Genomic DNA, 17,069 nt, shown 5'->3' on the forward strand with positions numbered 1-17,069 from the left:
CTTCATAAAAATGGGATTATGCGAAGTTTTTACCTGCAAAGTCCCAGTTTACTAGTGCCCAGAAACCTTTTAAGTATTCAGGACGAACGTTACGGTAGTCAATGTAGTAAGCGTGTTCCCAAAGGTCTACTGTCATAAGAGGTGTAACACCTGCTTCAGTAATTGGAGTGCCCGCGTTTGACGTGTTAACGATGTCTAAAGAACCGTCAGCTAGTTTAACTAACCAAGTCCAGCTAGAACCAAAGTTGTTAACCGCTTTGTCGTTAAATGCAGCTTGGAAATCTTCAAAAGAACCCCATTTTGCATTGATAGCGTCAGCAAGTGCACCAGTAGGAGCGCCACCGCCATTTGGACTCATAGAGTTCCAGTAGAAAGTGTGGTTCCAGATTTGAGCAGCGTTGTTGAATACACCACCTTCAGAAGTCTTAACGATGTCTTCTAAAGACTTACCTTCAAACTCAGTACCACCGATTAGGCCGTTCAACTTTACTACGTAAGTATTGTGGTGCTTACCGTGGTGAAAGTCTAAAGTCTCAGCTGAAATGTGTGGTTCTAATGCATCTTTTGCATAAGGTAGAGCTGGTAATTCGAATGCCATAATGGTTGTCTCCGTTGGCTTTGTTTATGTTTGCTGATAAGATTATAAAAGTTGAGTAATTTACTCAAGTATCGTTTTATATCTTTCATTTTATTTAATCATTAATAAATATGACTTAAAGTTTGTTTTTCAAGTCTAAAGTTATAAAACGACGCATTTTATTTTTAAGATCAGACATAAGTCTAGTCGTCGTGTAAAAATTTACCATAAAGAAGAGGTAGCAATGGAAACCATTGATAAAATTAAAAAACAAATCACAGAGAACCCAATTCTGATCTACATGAAAGGTAGCCCTAAATTGCCATCTTGTGGTTTTTCTTCTCAAGCCTCTCAAGCATTAATGCAAGTTGGCGAACCGTTTGCGTACGTTGATATCCTTCAAAACCCAGATATTCGTGCAGAACTTCCTGGTTATGCTGAATGGCCAACATTCCCACAATTATGGGTAGACGGCGAATTAGTTGGTGGTTGTGACATCATCATGGAGATGTTCCAAAAAGGTGAACTTCAACCACTAATTTCTGAAACAGCAGCAAAATACAAAACAGAAGACGATTCTGCAGAGTAAGCTAGCCAAGCTAGGTTGATAAAAACCAAGCTGTTAAAAGAAAGAATAAAGAATTAAAAGGCCTGAAAGGGCCTTTTTTCATTTTCGCTTAAATGGCTTAGAATTTGCTTTGTTCTTAACTTGAACTTAACTTGAGCTTAAGTTGTGATGTCTCAACCTTTTGTAGTGTAGGTGCATATTTAATATGAAAAGCCCAGTGTTTGTAATTACTCTGTTTATTTTAGCTATCTTATCTGGTTGTTCTGGCAGCGAATCAAGTGATCCCTCTGGAAACAATCTAGCAAGTGTAAACATAGGCTCCGACATAACGGTATTAGAGGGGCAAACATTTGCCTTAACGGCGTCAGTTTATCCTGAAACGGGCTCTGCAGTATGGACGCAAGTTCAAGGCCCAACCATTGAAGACTTTCCCGTTGATCCTGCGCTAGAAATTACACTTGTCGCACCAACCATCTACATCGACAGCGTAATCATCGTAAAAGTAACCTACACCACAGAAGATGGGCAACGTGTTGAAGACGAAATAAATATTTCAGTAACTAACGTAAACGAAGACCCAATTGCGCGTATCACCAATAATACCGACGCAGTGGCGCCATATGAAACATTTGAAGTTATTTCATTGTCGGCTGAAGATAGCAGTGACCCTGATGGTGAAATTCGCTATTACCAGTGGACTCAAATAGATGAAAATCCGTCCCTTCAATTATTATCACCCGCCACGTTAAGTGAAATCACATTTCAAGCGCCTTACGTTACTCAAATTACAAATTACAAATTTGAGTTGCAGGTGACCGACAACTACGGTTTGAGTGCTACCAATACAATAGATATCCAAATTGCAGCAGCAGAGGGCACGGTAGCCACAGCTGGACAAGATCAAATAGTTGATGAATTCACCAAAGTCATTTTAGATGCGTCAGACAGTGTATCTATCGACAATGTATTGTCGTGTGAGTGGGAACAGCTTACGGGTTTGAGTGTAAGCATAACCAATGCAGACCAATGTGTTGCTGAATTTTTTGCGCCAAACGTAGACTCCACGGAATTGTTAACCTTCCAAGTAACGGTCATCGACAATGCCAGTAATAGCGAATCAGACACCGTAAACATTACCGTTAACCCGTTGAACTTAGGTAGCTTACATGACTCAGGCGTTATTGAATGTTATGGCGCAACCGACGTAGTACCGTGCAACAACGTAGACTACCCAAATCAAGACGCCGACACTGGGCGAGACTCAGTAAGAGACGCTATAGATAAAAGCGGCTCAGGCGACAAAACCTTTGATTTTACAAAATTTGATATCAATGGCGATGAATTGCCAAGTGACTCTTTAGTATTTAGTTGCGTAAGAGACAACTTTACTGGCTTAGTATGGGAAGTAAAAGTAGATAACGCCAGCCCACAATATAGTGAGCTTCACGGTGTTGAAAACTATTACAGCATTGACGACACCTTGCCAGGACAAACAACTTGTTCAAATGTAGGCAGTTGTGGCAGCGAAACCTTTATTGAAGAGGTGAACGACTCTACCTTTTGTGGCGGCGCAAACTGGCGCTTGCCAACATACCTAGAATTGATCCAAATACTGGATTATGGCGAACTAGATCAGTCCAATCTATTTCCTACAGATTTTTTCCCGAACTCACCGGATGCGGCAACGTTAAACCACTTATTTTATTGGGTATCAGAAATTAATATTGAAGGCGAAAATGAATCATTGCAGTGGGTTATAGACCTCAGAACGGGAGATGACTCAGCAATCAGTGTTTCAAAAGGTGCGTACATTCGTTTAGTAAGAAACCCATGAAAATAATCGTTAAGATAGATTTGAAAAATAGGATCTCCGTTTTATGAAAAAACTTAAAGCGTCCATTATTGCTAGCTCAGTCATTATTAGCTCAATGCTTTTTTGCACAAACGCTGTTGCTCAAGAATGTCCTGGGACAAGCACAACCTCGCCAACTGATAACTTTATTACAGAAGACATTAGCCAAGAAATGGTGATTGACTCAACAACGGGTTTAGCATGGGCAAGGTGTGTTGTAGGCCAAACATGGAATGGCACAACAGAAACCTGCACAGGTGAAGCGTTAAGGTTGACCTGGCAAGAAGCGCTGCAAGCGTCGTCTAGTTATCAAGCTGGCAATTATGATGACTGGCGTGTGCCCAATATAAAAGAGCTGGTTTCAATTGTAGAGCGAGCCTGTGTTGACCCAGCGACAAACTTAACAATATTCAATAGTGCGCCAGCACAAAACTACTGGTCATCAACGCCAAATACAAACGCAACCAAAAAAGACGAAGCGTGGGCAATGGGTTTTTATAATGGCCGAATAGACAGCAACAATAAAAATAGTGATTTCTATGTACGAATGGTCAGGTACGCTGAATAACATTGATTTTATTTCGGCTTGCTCACAGACTAATCATCATGTCTAATTGCGTCTGATTTTCGCATCAATAAATGGTTGCCGTTTTGCCTACAAAAGTTTTATTTTTAACATTCATTTTATTATTAAGTTCTGTTTTTTCCTCTCAGGCACAGGCTGAACAGTGTCCTATTCGCCTTAAATTTGGTTTATTAATTTCCCCAGATCATATTCGCATAATGGAAATGGGCCGCACTCAAATGCAAATTAACAATGACGCTGAGTTATTTATAAGAGGCGAGTTAATTACGCTGACGGACCAAGAACGTTACATGTTGCAAGAGTTTAGTATGGGACTTCGCAAAGAGTTACCGGAAATTGTTGCCATTGCGATGGACAGTTTAGACATAGGCTTTGATGCGCTTAATAAAGTAATTAAAGGGTTTGCAGGAACCGATGCCGCCGCGGAAATTGAAGATCACTTTATGGAATTGCGATTTGGATTACTTAAACGTTTTGCTCGTAGTGGTGACAATTTTTACATCGCACCTCAAGGTTTAAATGAATTGGATGACTTTTTTACCGACAAATTGTCAGGTCAAATTTCTAACGTAGTTACCGACTCAATGCGCGTAATGCTTGGCGCAATGGGCGAAGCCTATCGTCAAAGTGAGGGACTAGTAGAAGGGCAAGTTTACGATGTTAACGAAAGCGTTGAAAAGCTAAGCGCCAGTGTTGAAAAGTCACTCGCTTTTAATGCCAATAGACTTGCAGGACAGGCCGCTAAGTTTTGTGAGCGTTTTGAAAGTTTAGACCGAACAGAAGCCAGACTGCAAAATCAGATACCTGAACTTAGAAAATATGATATTTTAGGTCGCCAATAAACAAACCATAGAAGTAGAACGTTACTCATGAGTGCAAATCAAGCGCCGTTAGACAAGCCTAATGGTCAAGGCTTTCGCCGCATTTTCAAAGCTACCTATTGTTCAATACTAGGATTCAAAGCTGCATTTAAGCATGAAGCTGCTTTTAGGCAGGAGTTACTACTGTTTGTTTTATTATCCCCACTTGCCTGGTTCATCTCAGAGTCTTTAATGGACTTTGTATCGCTAATAGTAGTGATGATTTTAGTTTTGATTGTTGAGCTCTTAAATTCAGCGATTGAAGCTGTTGTGGACCGAGTAGGTTTAGAACGTCACGAATTGTCAGGGCGAGCTAAAGATTTAGGTAGCGCCGCTGTAACTTTGTCACTGGTTATTGCCGGTATTGTTTGGATTGCACACATCATAAAGTAGTAAATATAAATGGATTTTTTTGATATAAAAAAGAACGGTTCGCTTAGCTATAAGTTTCTGTTAGTGAGCTTTGCCTTTAGCTTTTTACTGCTCATCGGTTTTACTGGTTTAGCAGGCTGGCCATCAAGTATTTGGGGTGGCATTTACGCTTCACTGACTCCGCTTTATTACTTCGTTATACTTTTGTTTATCACCACGTTACTGCAGCCACTGTTATGGTTTAAACAGACCATTTGGGTACTAGTGGCGGGCAAAACGTTAATTGATTTGGCACTTATCGCTGACTTTTTCTTATTCCGAGTTTACCGTTTTCACGGCGACTTAATGTTTTTTAATATGCTAATTAATGACTTTAAAGGCGTTGGCATTTCTATTGGAATGGTGTTGGCATCAATTGTGGTTGCCGCTTTAGTTTTTGCAATAAATGCCCTGGTTGTTATTTATTTAATAAAAAAAGCACCGCGGCTCAAGCCTTTAAAAGTTAATGGCATAATGTTTGGCTTGTTTTTAATAAGTCAGCTTATTCATATTGTTGGTTTTGAATATAAAGTGAATGCCGTTACTAAATACACGCCATATTTGCCATATTATGCACCTATTACATCAGGCAGCTTGATGGCAAAGCTACAAGCTAAATGGCCGTCGGTATTTCCAAAAATTAACCACGAAGAACAAGCCTTGTTATCCAACTTAGTAAATGACAGTAGTAAAGGTGGACTGTTCAAATACCCTAAATCTGAACTTCAGTGTCAGGTTGAACCCCGTGATAGATCTGCTGCTGGCTCTAAGAGTGATTCTGAGGTTGATTCTAGTAGTGATTCTAACGTTGATTCTAGTAGTGATTCTAAAGGTGGCTCTAAAAGTCAGTCTATGGGTGAGGTTGTTGGGCTTCGTCCAAACATCTTAATTTTTGTTGCAGAAAGTTGGCGACAGGATGCATTAAATGCAGATGTGACACCAAAAATACACGCCATAAGCGAACTGCCTAATAGCAGCCAGTTTAATAATCACCTTAGCGGCGGCAGCGTTACCGTCAATGGCATGTTTTCATTGCTTTATGGTCTAAACCCAACCTATCGCCCATTTGCAGAAAGTGCACCTATGGCCAACAGAAGTGCGTTTATAAAACAGTTAGAAAACTTAGGTTATGACATTGGTGTTTACACCTCGTCTAACTTAGAGCCATTCTCATTGCAAACCATGTTATTTGGCCAATTAGATGAGTCGCAATTTTTTAATCCAATGGATGCAGACGTTGACGTAAATGATGCCGTAGTAACGGAACGAGTTATTCAAGATATACGGGCAGGTAACAAATCAAACAAGCCATGGTTTAAACTCGTGTTTTTAACCTCGTCGCATCATGCTTATAACTATCCAAATCGTTTTGAAAAGTTTACACCGGTTGAACAAAACCCAGAGCGCTTTGTATTTAATCCTGGAATGGAACCGGGTCCGCTAGTTAATCGTTATAAAAACTCCGTGCACTACATTGATGACTTATTTGGTCAAATTTGGTCGAGCGTAGCGGAATCGCAATACGCTGAGAATACACTAACAGTGATCACGTCTGATCATGGCGAAGAGTTTGATGATAACAAAATTGGCTTTTGGGGACATGGCAATAACTTTAGTCGTGCCCAAGTTGCCGTACCTATGGTTATTCATCAAGGTGCAAAACTAAAGCAAGCATTGGTATCACAGGGTAAATCATTAATTAAATCAACAAATCAGCTAACTGGTCATGTAGATTTAGTGCCGACTATTATGGCGGATGTTTTGGCTTGTAAAAATCCAGTAAGTGATTACGCAAGTGGCTTTTCATTGTTTAATGAAAGGCCAGACCGAGACGGCTTAGTGGTGGCGAGCTACATTGATACCGCTTATATAATGGACAACTCCGTGTTTTCCACAAACTTGGCGTTGGGTAACTATAACTTTAACGACATGAACAAAAGCGCAAGCGAAGTAAACTTTCAAAAGTTGAATAAATTAAAAATACAATCCACGTCAATGCTCAATCGATAAACAGTTTGTCTCATATTTATGCAATGTACCGCTATAGCCTTGCAACCTAGCGTTGATGACTGTATAAATCTTGAGGTTAAATTTTTAATATAAAAATAATATATAAATATTATAAAAATAAAAAAGGGTAAATTATGAATAAATCTGCATCAGCAGGGGAGATGTTAGGCCATCCTAAGGGCCTCTTCCTGCTATTCGGAACGGAAATGTGGGAGCGCATGAGTTACTACGGTATGCGTGGTATCTTCGTCCTTTATTTATCAAGCCTTGCAACTGCAACCGCAATGGGTTGGGACATGGCTTACTTTGGTATTGATGCGGCGGCCGCTGGCGCTGACGATTTATACCAAACTGAACTTCAAAAGAAAGCACTAGGTATTCTTGGTACTTATGCGATGTTAGTTTATGTAACACCAGTACTTGGTGGTTGGATGGCTGACAACGTTTGGGGTCAACGTAAATCTATTATCTTTGGCGGCATCGTAATGATGTTTGGTCAATTCGCTTTAGGTACTCCACACGAGTACATTGCTGGCATGGAACAAACATTCCTATGGTTAGGCCTAGCGCTTCTTATTGTTGGTAACGGTTTCTTCAAACCTAATATCTCTACCATGGTTGGTGATTTGTATGTTGAAGGCGACAAACGTCGTGACGCAGCATTTACTATCTTCTACATGGGTATCAATACTGGTTCTATCTTAGGTTACTTTGTTGTTGGTACAGTTGGTGAGAAATTTGACTATCAATACGGCTTCTTAGTAGCGGGTGTTGGTATGTTACTAGGTGTGTTACTTCAGTTAGCTCTATCTAACAAATACCTTGGTAACGTTGGTGTTGAGCCATCTGCAAAACAAACTTCTGGTAAAGATGCCGTTGCAAACAAACCATTAACACCTGAAGAGCGTGACCGCGTTAAAGTAATTTTAATCATGTCATTCTTCACTATCATTTTCTGGGCAGGCTTTGAGCAAGCTGCTGGTTCAATGAACTTATTCGCAAAATACAAAACTGACCTAGTATTCTTTGGTTGGGAAATGCCTGCGTCATGGTTACAGTCTGTTAACCCAATTTTCATTATCATTATGGCACCAATGTTTGCTGCTATGTGGTTAAAAATGGGAGCTGCAGAGCCTAACTCGCCTAAGAAATTTGCCTTGGGTATGTTCTTCTTAGGTCTCGGCTTTATCTCAATGGTAGGTGCAGCACTTCAAATTGGTGACGACGCCAACATGAAAGCACACGTTATCTGGTTAGTAATGGCGTACATCTTCCACACAATGGGTGAACTTTGTTTATCGCCAATCGGCCTATCAATGGTTTCTCGTTTAGCACCACTTAAATATACTTCATTACTAATGGGTATGTGGTTCTTGTTCTCTGGTTTAGGTAACTATGCTGCAGCGGCTATTGGTCAGTTAGTTGGTGACGCTGGTCCACTATCTACATTTGGTGGCGTTGCGGTTATGGCGTTCTTAGGCGGCATTTGCTTATGGTTATTAAGCGACAAGCTTGTAGACTGGATGCACGGCGCAGAAGATTTCCAATCAGCGGATGACCTAGAGTCTAAGCTAGAAGAAGAAATGTCTGTTGTTGGTGACCATGAAGGTACACAAGAGAAACACATCTAATTTTAAGGTGTGAAGGTAGCAGAGTAATCATTGTTCCTGCTACCGAGTTAATTTAAAGAAAAACCAGCTTCGGCTGGTTTTTTGTTATTTAGGCAGTGTGTTTTACAAAGCGGTTAAAATCAAAGCAGGAGACCATAAGAGCGAACAAAACTAATGCATCTAATAATCACATGCTGTATTATTCAACGTCGATTTTAAGGTGAAGGACTACGCATGAATGACTTCACCGCACATGCTTAAATAGTTCGGTTGAGGAAATTTTTATGTATAAGGCCTTTTCTAAAGGGTTCGCTTCTTTATTTTGCAGTAAACGTTTTTGCAGTAAACGCACGTTAAAAACAACGACTGCGGCCGCATTATTAACAACAATGTTGTCTTCTGCTGCTTTTATTTCCCCAAGCGCAACTGCGCAAATTACCACCACGCCATCGGCTGCCCAAATAGAACAGTTTAAAAAACTGCCTAAGTCACAGCAGGAAGCATTAGCCAAACAGTTTGGCATTGACATCAACAGCTTTGGAAATCTTGGTGGCAACCAAAACAATCAGCAAACTCAACCTGCTCCTGAACAGCAATACGTTAATGACACCGGCAGCGATGCATTTGGTGCTGCTTTACTAAAAGAATCGAAAAAAGTAGATAAAAACAACCTTAACGAATTAAAACCTTTTGGTTACGACATGTTTAAAGACATGCAAACGTCCTTCATACCGGGTGAAAGCACTGCCGTACCAGCGGATTATATTGTAGGCCCTGGTGATTCATTAGAAATTGCGTTATATGGCAAAGAGTCATCAACGGAACAAGTGACTATTGATAATGAAGGTAAAATTACTTTTGCTGAACTGCAGCCTCTAACGGTAGCAGGTTTAACTTATCAAGAAGTAAAGCAACGTATTGCTGATGTAATTGAAGTAAGCATGATAGGTATTAAGTCATCGGTTTCTATTGCTGGCTTACGCTCAATTCAAGTTTATGTGGTTGGTGATGTACAAAAGCCAGGTGCTTATCAATTATCAAGCTTGTCTACCATGACCAACGCCATTTTTATTAGTGGTGGTCCAACGGAAGTCGGTTCACTTCGTGATATTCAACTTAAACGAGCAGGCAAGCACGTTTCAACCTTAGATTTATACAAATTGTTTACACAAGGCGATGTTACTTCAGATCAGCGTTTACAACAGGGTGATGTGGTATTTGTAAACTCAGTACAATCACAAGTAAAAATATACGGTGAAGTTAGACGCCCAGCTATTTATGAAGTAAAAAGCTCAGACGATATTCGCAGCGCAATAAAACTAGCTGGCGGGTTAACCTCGCTGGCCTATCCTAAAAATGTATTGGTTACCACGTTAGATGAAAACTACCAACGTGCCGTTAAGCGCATTGATTTAACTGATAAGCGCAAGCAGCAAGCAAACAATCGCCACGCACTAAAAGCGGGCGATGTAGTGCGCGTATTACCAATTTCACAACAGTTCAGCAAAGTGGTTCATGTAGGTGGTGCTGTATCTAGACCAAGCAGCCATGGGTTTTACGAAGGCATGAGCTTAAGTGATCTTATAAGCAGCGCTGATGATTTAACACAGTCAACCGATATGAGTTACGCACTGGTAGTATCTGAAGATGAAACTGGCAGTATTAGTATTCAACACTTTGCACCTAAAGCAGTTCTTTCTGGCTCTCAAATTGATTTAAACGCCAATGATTTAGTCTTGTTTTTTAATCGTTACGACGAAGCAGAGTTTTTAGTTAACAACCTAAATAGTGATAAAAATACTCAGGCTAAGCTTAGAGAAGTTAAAAACCTGTCGACTAATGAAAAGATTAACTTGGCCAACGAAACAAGCTCACAATCAATTGATGCCTTTAAAAAGCAGTGGTTAGCTAAGCGTAAAGAAGTCATTACAGAAAACGAAGGCTTTAATTATATTTACGAATTAAAAACGGGCGATTTTCAAGCACAACAAGAAGCGTTACTAAAAACCAAAACATTAACAAGGCAAGAACTTGTTTTGCCTATTATTAAGCTGATTGAGGCAAACGTTTTACCGGGCCAATATGTACCAACCGCTGAAATTAACGGTCAGGTAAACTTCCCTGGGGTTTATCCAATTTCAAAAAATGCGACGGTGTTAGAACTAGTCGCTGCTGCTGGTGGCGTGCAAGAGTCAGCTAATTTAGAAATAGGTGAAATCTCTAGAACACAGTTTAATTCTACTGACTCTGAAAAAACACATATTCGCTTTTCACTTAAAAACGCACTAAACGGCGACAACTCTCAAAACCTTCAAGTGACACCAAAAGACGTGGTTAACGTATTCCAGCAAGCTAATTGGCAAAAAGAATCAAAAATCACCTTGACGGGTGAAGTGGTATTCCCTGGTACTTATACTATTCGTGAAGGTGAAGGCCTAGCAGACGTTATTAAACGTGCAGGCGGCTTAACTAAATTTGCGTCGCCGGACGCGGCATTTTTCACTCGTGAATCACTTAAAGAGTTAGAGCAAAAGCAAGCTCGCGACTTAGCGCGCAACTTGAGCAAAGAGTTAGCCTTTAAGTCTATCTCGTCTTCTTATGCAAACATTGCCGTAGGTGAAGTTCAAACCCTGGTAGACCAACTTACTACAGTAGAAGGTGTTGGACGTTTAGTAATTGACTTAGACAAAGTCATAGACACTTCTAATCAATATGACATTCAGCTTGAGAACGGTGACAGTTTAATGGTGCCTACGTACCGCCGTGAAGTAAACGTTATTGGCGAAGTGCAGGTAGCGACGTCTCATATTTATAATGACAACTGGAAGTTAGATGACTATTTACGCTCAAGTGGTGGCTTTCGTCAGCAAGCTGATGGCGATAGAGTTTACATTATCCGCGCCAATGGCCTAGTGGACATCCCTGACTATTCTTGGTTGGGTGGTAACGATACTGTGGTTCATCCTGGTGATACAGTAGTGGTGCCGTTAGATGCAAACTATACCGACAAGCTAACCTTATGGGAAAAATCGACGTCTATTTTCTATCAGTTAACCGTAGGTTTAGCCGCTTTAGGGCGTTTGTAATCTAATTTAAAATAAGCACGGTTAGGACAAGGGATTAATGCAATGAAATATTTAGTAACAGGTGCCGCTGGTTTTATTGGTTTTCATGTTGTCCGAGCATTGGCTAATCAAGGTCATGAAATTATTGGCCTTGATAATCTTAATGCCTATTACGACCCTGCTTTAAAGTTAGCAAGACTAAAAGAGCTTGCGCCAATTCAAGAGTTTTCTTTTGTTAAATTAGACCTAGCTGACCGTGAGGGTATGGCAACTCTATTTGCAGAGCATCAATTTGATATTGTTATCCACTTGGCGGCCCAAGCTGGGGTTCGTTATTCAATAGACAACCCAATGGCATACGCTGATGCTAACTTAGTAGGTCATCTAACGGTGTTAGAAGGGTGCAGGCAAACTAAGGTTAAGCATCTTGTTTATGCATCTTCTAGTTCTGTGTATGGCTTAAATACTAAAACCCCTTTTAGCTGCGATGACAGTGTAGATCATCCTATTTCCTTATACGCCGCCACCAAAAAAGCCAACGAGTTAATGAGCCATACTTATTCTCATTTGTATAACTTGCCAACCTCAGGTTTACGCTTTTTTACTGTGTATGGTCCATGGGGCCGTCCGGATATGGCACCATTCAAATTTACAAAAAAAATTATCGACGGCGAGTCCATCGATATATACAACAATGGCAACTTAAGCCGCGATTTCACTTATATTGATGACATCGTTGAAGGCATAATCAGAGTTGCAGGTAAAATACCGAGCTCAACTGAAAACTGGACGCCAGAAAGTGGCAGTGTAAAAAACAGCTCTGCACCTTATTGTTTGTACAATATTGGTAATGGTAATCCGGTTCAGCTATTAGATTTTGTACAAACTATTGAAACGGCTATCGGTATTACCGCCACAAAAAATATGAAACCAATGCAACCAGGCGATGTATACAAAACCTGGGCGGATACCGCAGACTTATTTGAAGCGGTAGATTATAAACCAAGCGTTGATTTAACCACAGGTGTCACTAAGTTTGTGGCTTGGTATAAATCATTTTATGGAGTAGGGAAGTAATGGCTAAAAAATACAATATTGCAATTGCCGGCACTGGTTACGTTGGCTTATCTAATGCGATGCTATTAGCGCAGCATAATAATGTAACTGCGGTTGACATAATTGCCGAAAAAGTAGAATTACTAAATAATAAAAAATCCACCATAGTTGATGCCGAAATCAGTGATTTTTTAGCTAATAAGCCACTTTCTTTTTCTGCTACTTTAGATGCAGAAACAGCATACAAAAATGCAGACTTTGTGGTGATAGCCACACCAACGGATTACGACGTAGAAACTAACTATTTTAATACGTCATCGGTGGAAGCTGTAATCAAACAAGTAATGGCCATTAACCCTAATGCCGTCATGGTAATAAAATCTACGGTTCCGGTAGGCTACACTTCACAAATTAGTGAAGAACTTAACTGCGACAATATTTTATTTTCTCCGGAATTTTTACGTGAAGGTAAAGCCTTACATGACAATTTATACCCAAGCCGCGTTATCGTTGGTGAGCAATCAGAAAGAGCCAAAGTATTTGCAGGCTTGTTAGAGCAAGGTGCTATAAAACAAGATATCGATGTTTTATTTACTGATTCCACGGAAGCGGAAGCCATTAAGTTATTTTCAAATACTTACTTAGCCATGCGTGTTGCTTATTTTAACGAGCTAGACAGCTACGCAGAAATCAATGGATTAGATACCAAACAAATTATCCAAGGGGTGAGTTTAGACCCTCGTATTGGCGATCACTATAATAATCCATCTTTTGGTTATGGTGGCTATTGCTTGCCTAAAGATACTAAGCAATTGTTAGCCAATTTTAATGCCGTACCTCAAAACCTAATACGCGCCATTGTTGATGCCAATACTACCCGTAAAGATTTTATTGCCGACGCCATCATTCGACGCAATCCGAAGCGTGTTGGCATGTACCGTTTAATCATGAAAACCGGGTCAGACAACTTTAGAGCTTCAGCAATCCAAGGCATTATGAAACGCATAAAAGCCAAAGGCATTGAAGTAGTTGTATACGAGCCTGTTTTAGAAGAAGACGAGTTTTATCGTTCACGTGTAGTGAAAAATTTGAACGAGTTTAAGCAGAAGTGTGACGTGATTGTTGCAAATCGCATGGTAGATGAGTTGTTAGATATTGCAGACAAGGTTTACACTCGTGATTTATTTGGGAGTGATTAATGAATAAGCAAACAGTACTAGTAACGGGAGGCGCCGGTTACATAGGCTCCCATACTATAGTAGAATTATTGTCAGACAATAAAACAGACTACCAAGTTGTTGTTATTGATAACTTGTGCAATTCCTCAATAGAAAGTTTAGCGCGAGTGAAAGAGATTACAGGGAAGGGTTTTCATTTTTACGAAGGTGACATTCGAGACCGCACATTGCTGCAGCAAGTTTTCACTGAGCATAACAACATTAAGTCAGTTATTCACTTTGCTGCATTAAAAGCGGTAGGTGAATCTACTCAAATCCCCCTAACTTATTATCAAAACAACGTTACTGGTACGCTGGTACTATTAGAAGAGCTGGAGAAAGCGGGCATACGTCAGTTTGTTTTTAGTTCATCGGCAACGGTTTATGGTGATCCCGCTTCGGTTCCCATTACTGAAGATTTTCCAACATCGGCAACCAACCCTTATGGGCAAAGCAAGCTAATGATGGAGCACATCCTTCAAGACTTAGCAGCGTCTAATAATAAATGGAGCGTATCCATATTACGCTACTTTAATCCTATAGGCGCACATGCTTCTGGATTAATAGGTGAGGACCCTAAAGGGATACCAAATAACTTAATGCCGTTTATCGCTAAGGTAGCAGCGGGTGAGTTAGAAAAGCTGAGTGTATTTGGCAATGACTATAATACGCCAGATGGTACTGGCGTTCGTGACTATATTCACGTAGTTGACTTGGCTAAAGGCCACTTAAAGGCCCTAGAAAAAATTAATAATGGTAATGGTGTTTTAATTCATAACTTGGGCACCGGCCAAGGTTATTCAGTGTTGGAAATGGTTAAAACATTTGAACAAGAAACCGGCCAAAAAGTACCTTATGAAATAGTAGCACGACGACGAGGTGATATTGCCGAGTGTTGGGCAAATCCAGAAAAGTCTGAGAAAGAACTTGGCTGGAAAGCGGAGTTTGGAATGAAAGAAATGCTAAGAGATACTTGGCGTTGGCAAAGTAAAAACCCAAGTGGTTATAATTAATTAGGTAGGAAATACGATGTCAAAAGACACCGATTTTGATTCAAATAAAAAAGCTGAAAGTTCATTGGATGAAGCAAAACAGCTAACGGCGGCTCAAAGGTTGGAACGAATTGAAAACGCACTAATATACAGTAGTCAGTGCACGGTAGCTTATGGGAACTACGAGACTGACGAAGATGAAATTGACTTGGGCCGTCTACTCTCAATTATTTGGAATGGCAAGTTTAAAATTATTGCTATTGCACTACTAATTGCAATTTTTGGTTTGTTATATGCTTTATCGCTACCGAATATCTATACGTCAACATTAAAGCTAGTGCCTGCTCAACAGGAAAGTGAAGGTGGTTTGTCTTCGCTTGCTGCTAAGTATGGTGGACTAGCATCGATGGCGGGTATAAATCTAGGTGGTGGCGATTCAGGTAACAATATTGAACACGCAGTAGAGTTGATGAATAGTTGGCCGTATGTAGAAACGTTTGTTGAAAAGTATAATTTAAAAACCACCTTCATGGCTGCTAACGGTTGGGATGCATCTACTAATCAGTTGAAGTTTGATATTAATAAGTTTGATAAAGATAAAAATCAGTGGGTGCAGGACTCAGGATTATTTTCTTCTGATTTAGAGTCGTTGGAGCCAACGAGCTTTGAAACTTATAAAGCTATCAAAAAAGATTTTTTTTCTATTAGTTTTGATGATGAACTCGGTATTTTTAATATATCAGTAAATCACTTTTCTCCATATGTTGCATATGAAATGGCAAATAAACTAAAAAACGATATTAATGAATACTTTAGAGCACAAGATAAAAAACAAGCGCTCGATAGTATAAGTTTTATCGAAGATAAGATTAACTCTACAGCAAATTCTCAAATGCGCGAAGTGTTTTACAACATGATAGAGTCGCACACACAAAAAATCATGATGACTGAAATAAGCGATGAATATTTGCTTAAAACACTGATACCAGCAAAAGTTTCAGAGCCTAAAGAAAAGTCCAAACCCAAACGCGCGATTATAGTAATAGTCAGTTTTATTCTAGGCGGTATGCTTGGGGCTTTATTAGTTTTAATCTCAGCATTTAGAAATTCAAAAGAAGTTTAAAATGAAAAAAATATTAACGGTATTCGGAACTCGCCCTGAAGCTATTAAAATGGCTCCGCTAGTAAAGGCATTAGAGTCGGACTCCCGAATAGAAGCTAAAGTTTGTGTGACAGCACAACATAGAGAGATGTTAGACCAGGTATTAGCGTTGTTTGATATCGTGCCTGATTACGACTTGAATTTAATGAAAGCAGGTCAAACGTTACCGGAAGTAACAAGCCGAATCTTATTGGAGTTAACTCCAGTACTTCAAGAGTTTAAGCCTGATGTTGTATTAGTTCATGGCGATACAGCAACTACGTTTGCTGCTAGTTTAGCATCATATTATGAGCAAATATCAGTTGGTCATGTTGAAGCAGGTCTACGAACGGGCGATATTTATTCGCCTTGGCCTGAAGAGGCAAACCGGAAATTAACCGGTGCAATAACGAAATACCACTTTGCCCCAACGGAAACCTCCAAACAAAACCTGTTAAAAGAAAACTTTGACTCTAGCAACATCTTTGTAACAGGTAATACTGTGATTGATGCTTTGTTAATGGTTAAAGAAAAGGTCGAAATTGATTCAAGACTGAAGCTATCTATGGAAAAAAACTTTGGTTTTTTGAATAATAACAAACGTTTGGTACTTGTTACAGGCCACAGAAGAGAAAGCTTTGGTGGCGGTTTTGAACGAATTTGTGAGTCTATTAGCAAACTTGCGTTGCAGTACCCTGATGTTATGTTTTGTTATCCTGTTCATTTAAATCCAAAGGTACAAGAGCCTGTAAATCGACTGCTAGCTAATTTAAACAATGTTTATTTGATTGAACCGCAACAGTATTTGCCGTTTGTTTATTTAATGAATCGCTCAAGCATAATCCTAACCGACTCTGGTGGCATTCAAGAGGAAGCGCCAAGTTTAGGTAAGCCAGTATTAGTCATGCGTGATACAACAGAGCGACCAGAAGCAGTTGAAGCTGGCACCGTGAAATTAGTCGGAACAGGTGTAGAAAAAATTACCTCTGAAGTATCTAGTTTGTTAAACAACGCTAATTCTTACCAAGAAATGAGCTTTGCCCACAACCCTTATGGTGACGGTCAAGCTTGTCAAAGAATTTGTGACATATTAGCTAAATAAGCTCATCACAAAGTTAATAAAT

14 protein-coding genes are annotated in these 17,069 nt (G+C 39.9%); 13 read left to right on the forward strand and 1 reads right to left on the reverse strand.

Annotated elements, in window-relative coordinates; all coding sequences use genetic code 11:
* Positions 1-16: 16 nt before the first annotated feature.
* Positions 17-598, reverse strand: coding sequence for a Fe-Mn family superoxide dismutase (locus ABD009_RS07090; protein WP_155694092.1), 582 nt, complete (start codon positions 596-598; stop codon positions 17-19).
* A gap of 223 nt (positions 599-821) precedes the next feature.
* Here ABD009_RS07090 and ABD009_RS07095 point away from each other — a divergent pair, with 223 nt between their 5' ends.
* The 13 genes from ABD009_RS07095 to wecB all read left to right on the forward strand — a co-directional run bounded on the left by ABD009_RS07095 (position 822) and on the right by wecB (position 17,047).
* Positions 822-1,166 (forward strand): Grx4 family monothiol glutaredoxin, encoded by a 345-nt coding sequence (locus ABD009_RS07095; protein ID WP_343824002.1) that lies wholly within the window; start codon positions 822-824, stop codon positions 1,164-1,166.
* Positions 1,167-1,350: 184 nt separating this feature from the next.
* Positions 1,351-2,979, forward strand: a complete 1,629-nt coding sequence (locus tag ABD009_RS07100) for an Lcl C-terminal domain-containing protein (protein WP_343824004.1) — start codon at positions 1,351-1,353, stop codon at positions 2,977-2,979.
* Positions 2,980-3,022: 43 nt separating this feature from the next.
* Entirely contained in the window at positions 3,023-3,565 is a 543-nt protein-coding gene (locus tag ABD009_RS07105; protein ID WP_343824006.1) for an Lcl C-terminal domain-containing protein, read from the forward strand.
* An 83-nt stretch (positions 3,566-3,648) separates the two neighbouring features.
* Positions 3,649-4,425 carry a DUF2884 family protein gene (locus ABD009_RS07110; RefSeq protein WP_343824007.1) on the forward strand — a complete coding sequence of 259 codons (777 nt, stop codon included), beginning with the start codon at positions 3,649-3,651 and terminating at the stop codon, positions 4,423-4,425.
* A 27-nt stretch (positions 4,426-4,452) separates the two neighbouring features.
* Positions 4,453-4,836, forward strand: a complete 384-nt coding sequence (locus ABD009_RS07115; RefSeq protein ID WP_343824009.1) for a diacylglycerol kinase — start codon at positions 4,453-4,455, stop codon at positions 4,834-4,836.
* A 9-nt stretch (positions 4,837-4,845) separates the two neighbouring features.
* Entirely contained in the window at positions 4,846-6,864 is a 2,019-nt protein-coding gene (locus ABD009_RS07120) for a sulfatase-like hydrolase/transferase (RefSeq protein ID WP_343824011.1), read from the forward strand.
* A gap of 134 nt (positions 6,865-6,998) precedes the next feature.
* On the forward strand, positions 6,999-8,495 hold the full coding sequence (locus ABD009_RS07125) for a peptide MFS transporter (protein ID WP_343824013.1): 1,497 nt from the start codon (positions 6,999-7,001) through the stop codon (positions 8,493-8,495).
* Between the two features lie 263 nt (positions 8,496-8,758).
* Entirely contained in the window at positions 8,759-11,560 is a 2,802-nt protein-coding gene (locus ABD009_RS07130) for an SLBB domain-containing protein (protein WP_343824015.1), read from the forward strand.
* 42 nt (positions 11,561-11,602) lie between these two features.
* The gene (locus ABD009_RS07135) at positions 11,603-12,616 is read left to right on the forward strand and encodes an NAD-dependent epimerase (RefSeq protein WP_343824017.1); all 1,014 of its coding nucleotides are present in this window, start codon (positions 11,603-11,605) and stop codon (positions 12,614-12,616) included.
* Entirely contained in the window at positions 12,616-13,794 is a 1,179-nt protein-coding gene (locus tag ABD009_RS07140; protein WP_343824019.1) for a nucleotide sugar dehydrogenase, read from the forward strand. Before ABD009_RS07135 ends, ABD009_RS07140 begins: the two co-directional genes overlap by 1 nt.
* Complete coding sequence (gene galE, locus ABD009_RS07145; RefSeq protein WP_343824021.1) at positions 13,794-14,825, forward strand: UDP-glucose 4-epimerase GalE; 1,032 nt, start codon at positions 13,794-13,796, stop codon at positions 14,823-14,825. The genes ABD009_RS07140 and galE overlap by 1 nt, the downstream gene beginning before the upstream one ends.
* A gap of 16 nt (positions 14,826-14,841) precedes the next feature.
* Positions 14,842-15,927, forward strand: a complete 1,086-nt coding sequence (locus tag ABD009_RS07150) for a Wzz/FepE/Etk N-terminal domain-containing protein (protein ID WP_343824023.1) — start codon at positions 14,842-14,844, stop codon at positions 15,925-15,927.
* A gap of 1 nt (position 15,928) precedes the next feature.
* Positions 15,929-17,047, forward strand: coding sequence for a non-hydrolyzing UDP-N-acetylglucosamine 2-epimerase (gene wecB, locus ABD009_RS07155; RefSeq protein ID WP_343824025.1), 1,119 nt, complete (start codon positions 15,929-15,931; stop codon positions 17,045-17,047).
* Positions 17,048-17,069 lie beyond the last annotated feature (22 nt).

It is taken from the genome of Psychrosphaera haliotis (assembly GCF_039523615.1).
Taxonomy (GTDB): Bacteria; Pseudomonadota; Gammaproteobacteria; order Enterobacterales; family Alteromonadaceae; genus Psychrosphaera; species Psychrosphaera haliotis.

Excerpts from the sequence above, each read along its gene's own strand:
- wecB (WP_343824025.1), top strand. The coding sequence starts at position 15,929 with ATGAAAAAAATATTAACGGTATTCGGAACTCGCCCTGAAGCTATTAAA.
- ABD009_RS07105 (WP_343824006.1), top strand. The coding sequence starts at position 3,023 with ATGAAAAAACTTAAAGCGTCCATTATTGCTAGCTCAGTCATTATTAGC.
- ABD009_RS07100 (WP_343824004.1), top strand. The coding sequence starts at position 1,351 with ATGAAAAGCCCAGTGTTTGTAATTACTCTGTTTATTTTAGCTATCTTA.
- ABD009_RS07095 (WP_343824002.1), top strand. The coding sequence starts at position 822 with ATGGAAACCATTGATAAAATTAAAAAACAAATCACAGAGAACCCAATT.
- ABD009_RS07150 (WP_343824023.1), top strand. The coding sequence starts at position 14,842 with ATGTCAAAAGACACCGATTTTGATTCAAATAAAAAAGCTGAAAGTTCA.
- ABD009_RS07090 (WP_155694092.1), bottom strand. The coding sequence starts at position 598 with ATGGCATTCGAATTACCAGCTCTACCTTATGCAAAAGATGCATTAGAA.
- ABD009_RS07130 (WP_343824015.1), top strand. The coding sequence starts at position 8,759 with ATGTATAAGGCCTTTTCTAAAGGGTTCGCTTCTTTATTTTGCAGTAAA.
- ABD009_RS07115 (WP_343824009.1), top strand. The coding sequence starts at position 4,453 with ATGAGTGCAAATCAAGCGCCGTTAGACAAGCCTAATGGTCAAGGCTTT.
- ABD009_RS07125 (WP_343824013.1), top strand. The coding sequence starts at position 6,999 with ATGAATAAATCTGCATCAGCAGGGGAGATGTTAGGCCATCCTAAGGGC.
- galE (WP_343824021.1), top strand. The coding sequence starts at position 13,794 with ATGAATAAGCAAACAGTACTAGTAACGGGAGGCGCCGGTTACATAGGC.
- ABD009_RS07135 (WP_343824017.1), top strand. The coding sequence starts at position 11,603 with ATGAAATATTTAGTAACAGGTGCCGCTGGTTTTATTGGTTTTCATGTT.
- ABD009_RS07120 (WP_343824011.1), top strand. The coding sequence starts at position 4,846 with ATGGATTTTTTTGATATAAAAAAGAACGGTTCGCTTAGCTATAAGTTT.
- ABD009_RS07140 (WP_343824019.1), top strand. The coding sequence starts at position 12,616 with ATGGCTAAAAAATACAATATTGCAATTGCCGGCACTGGTTACGTTGGC.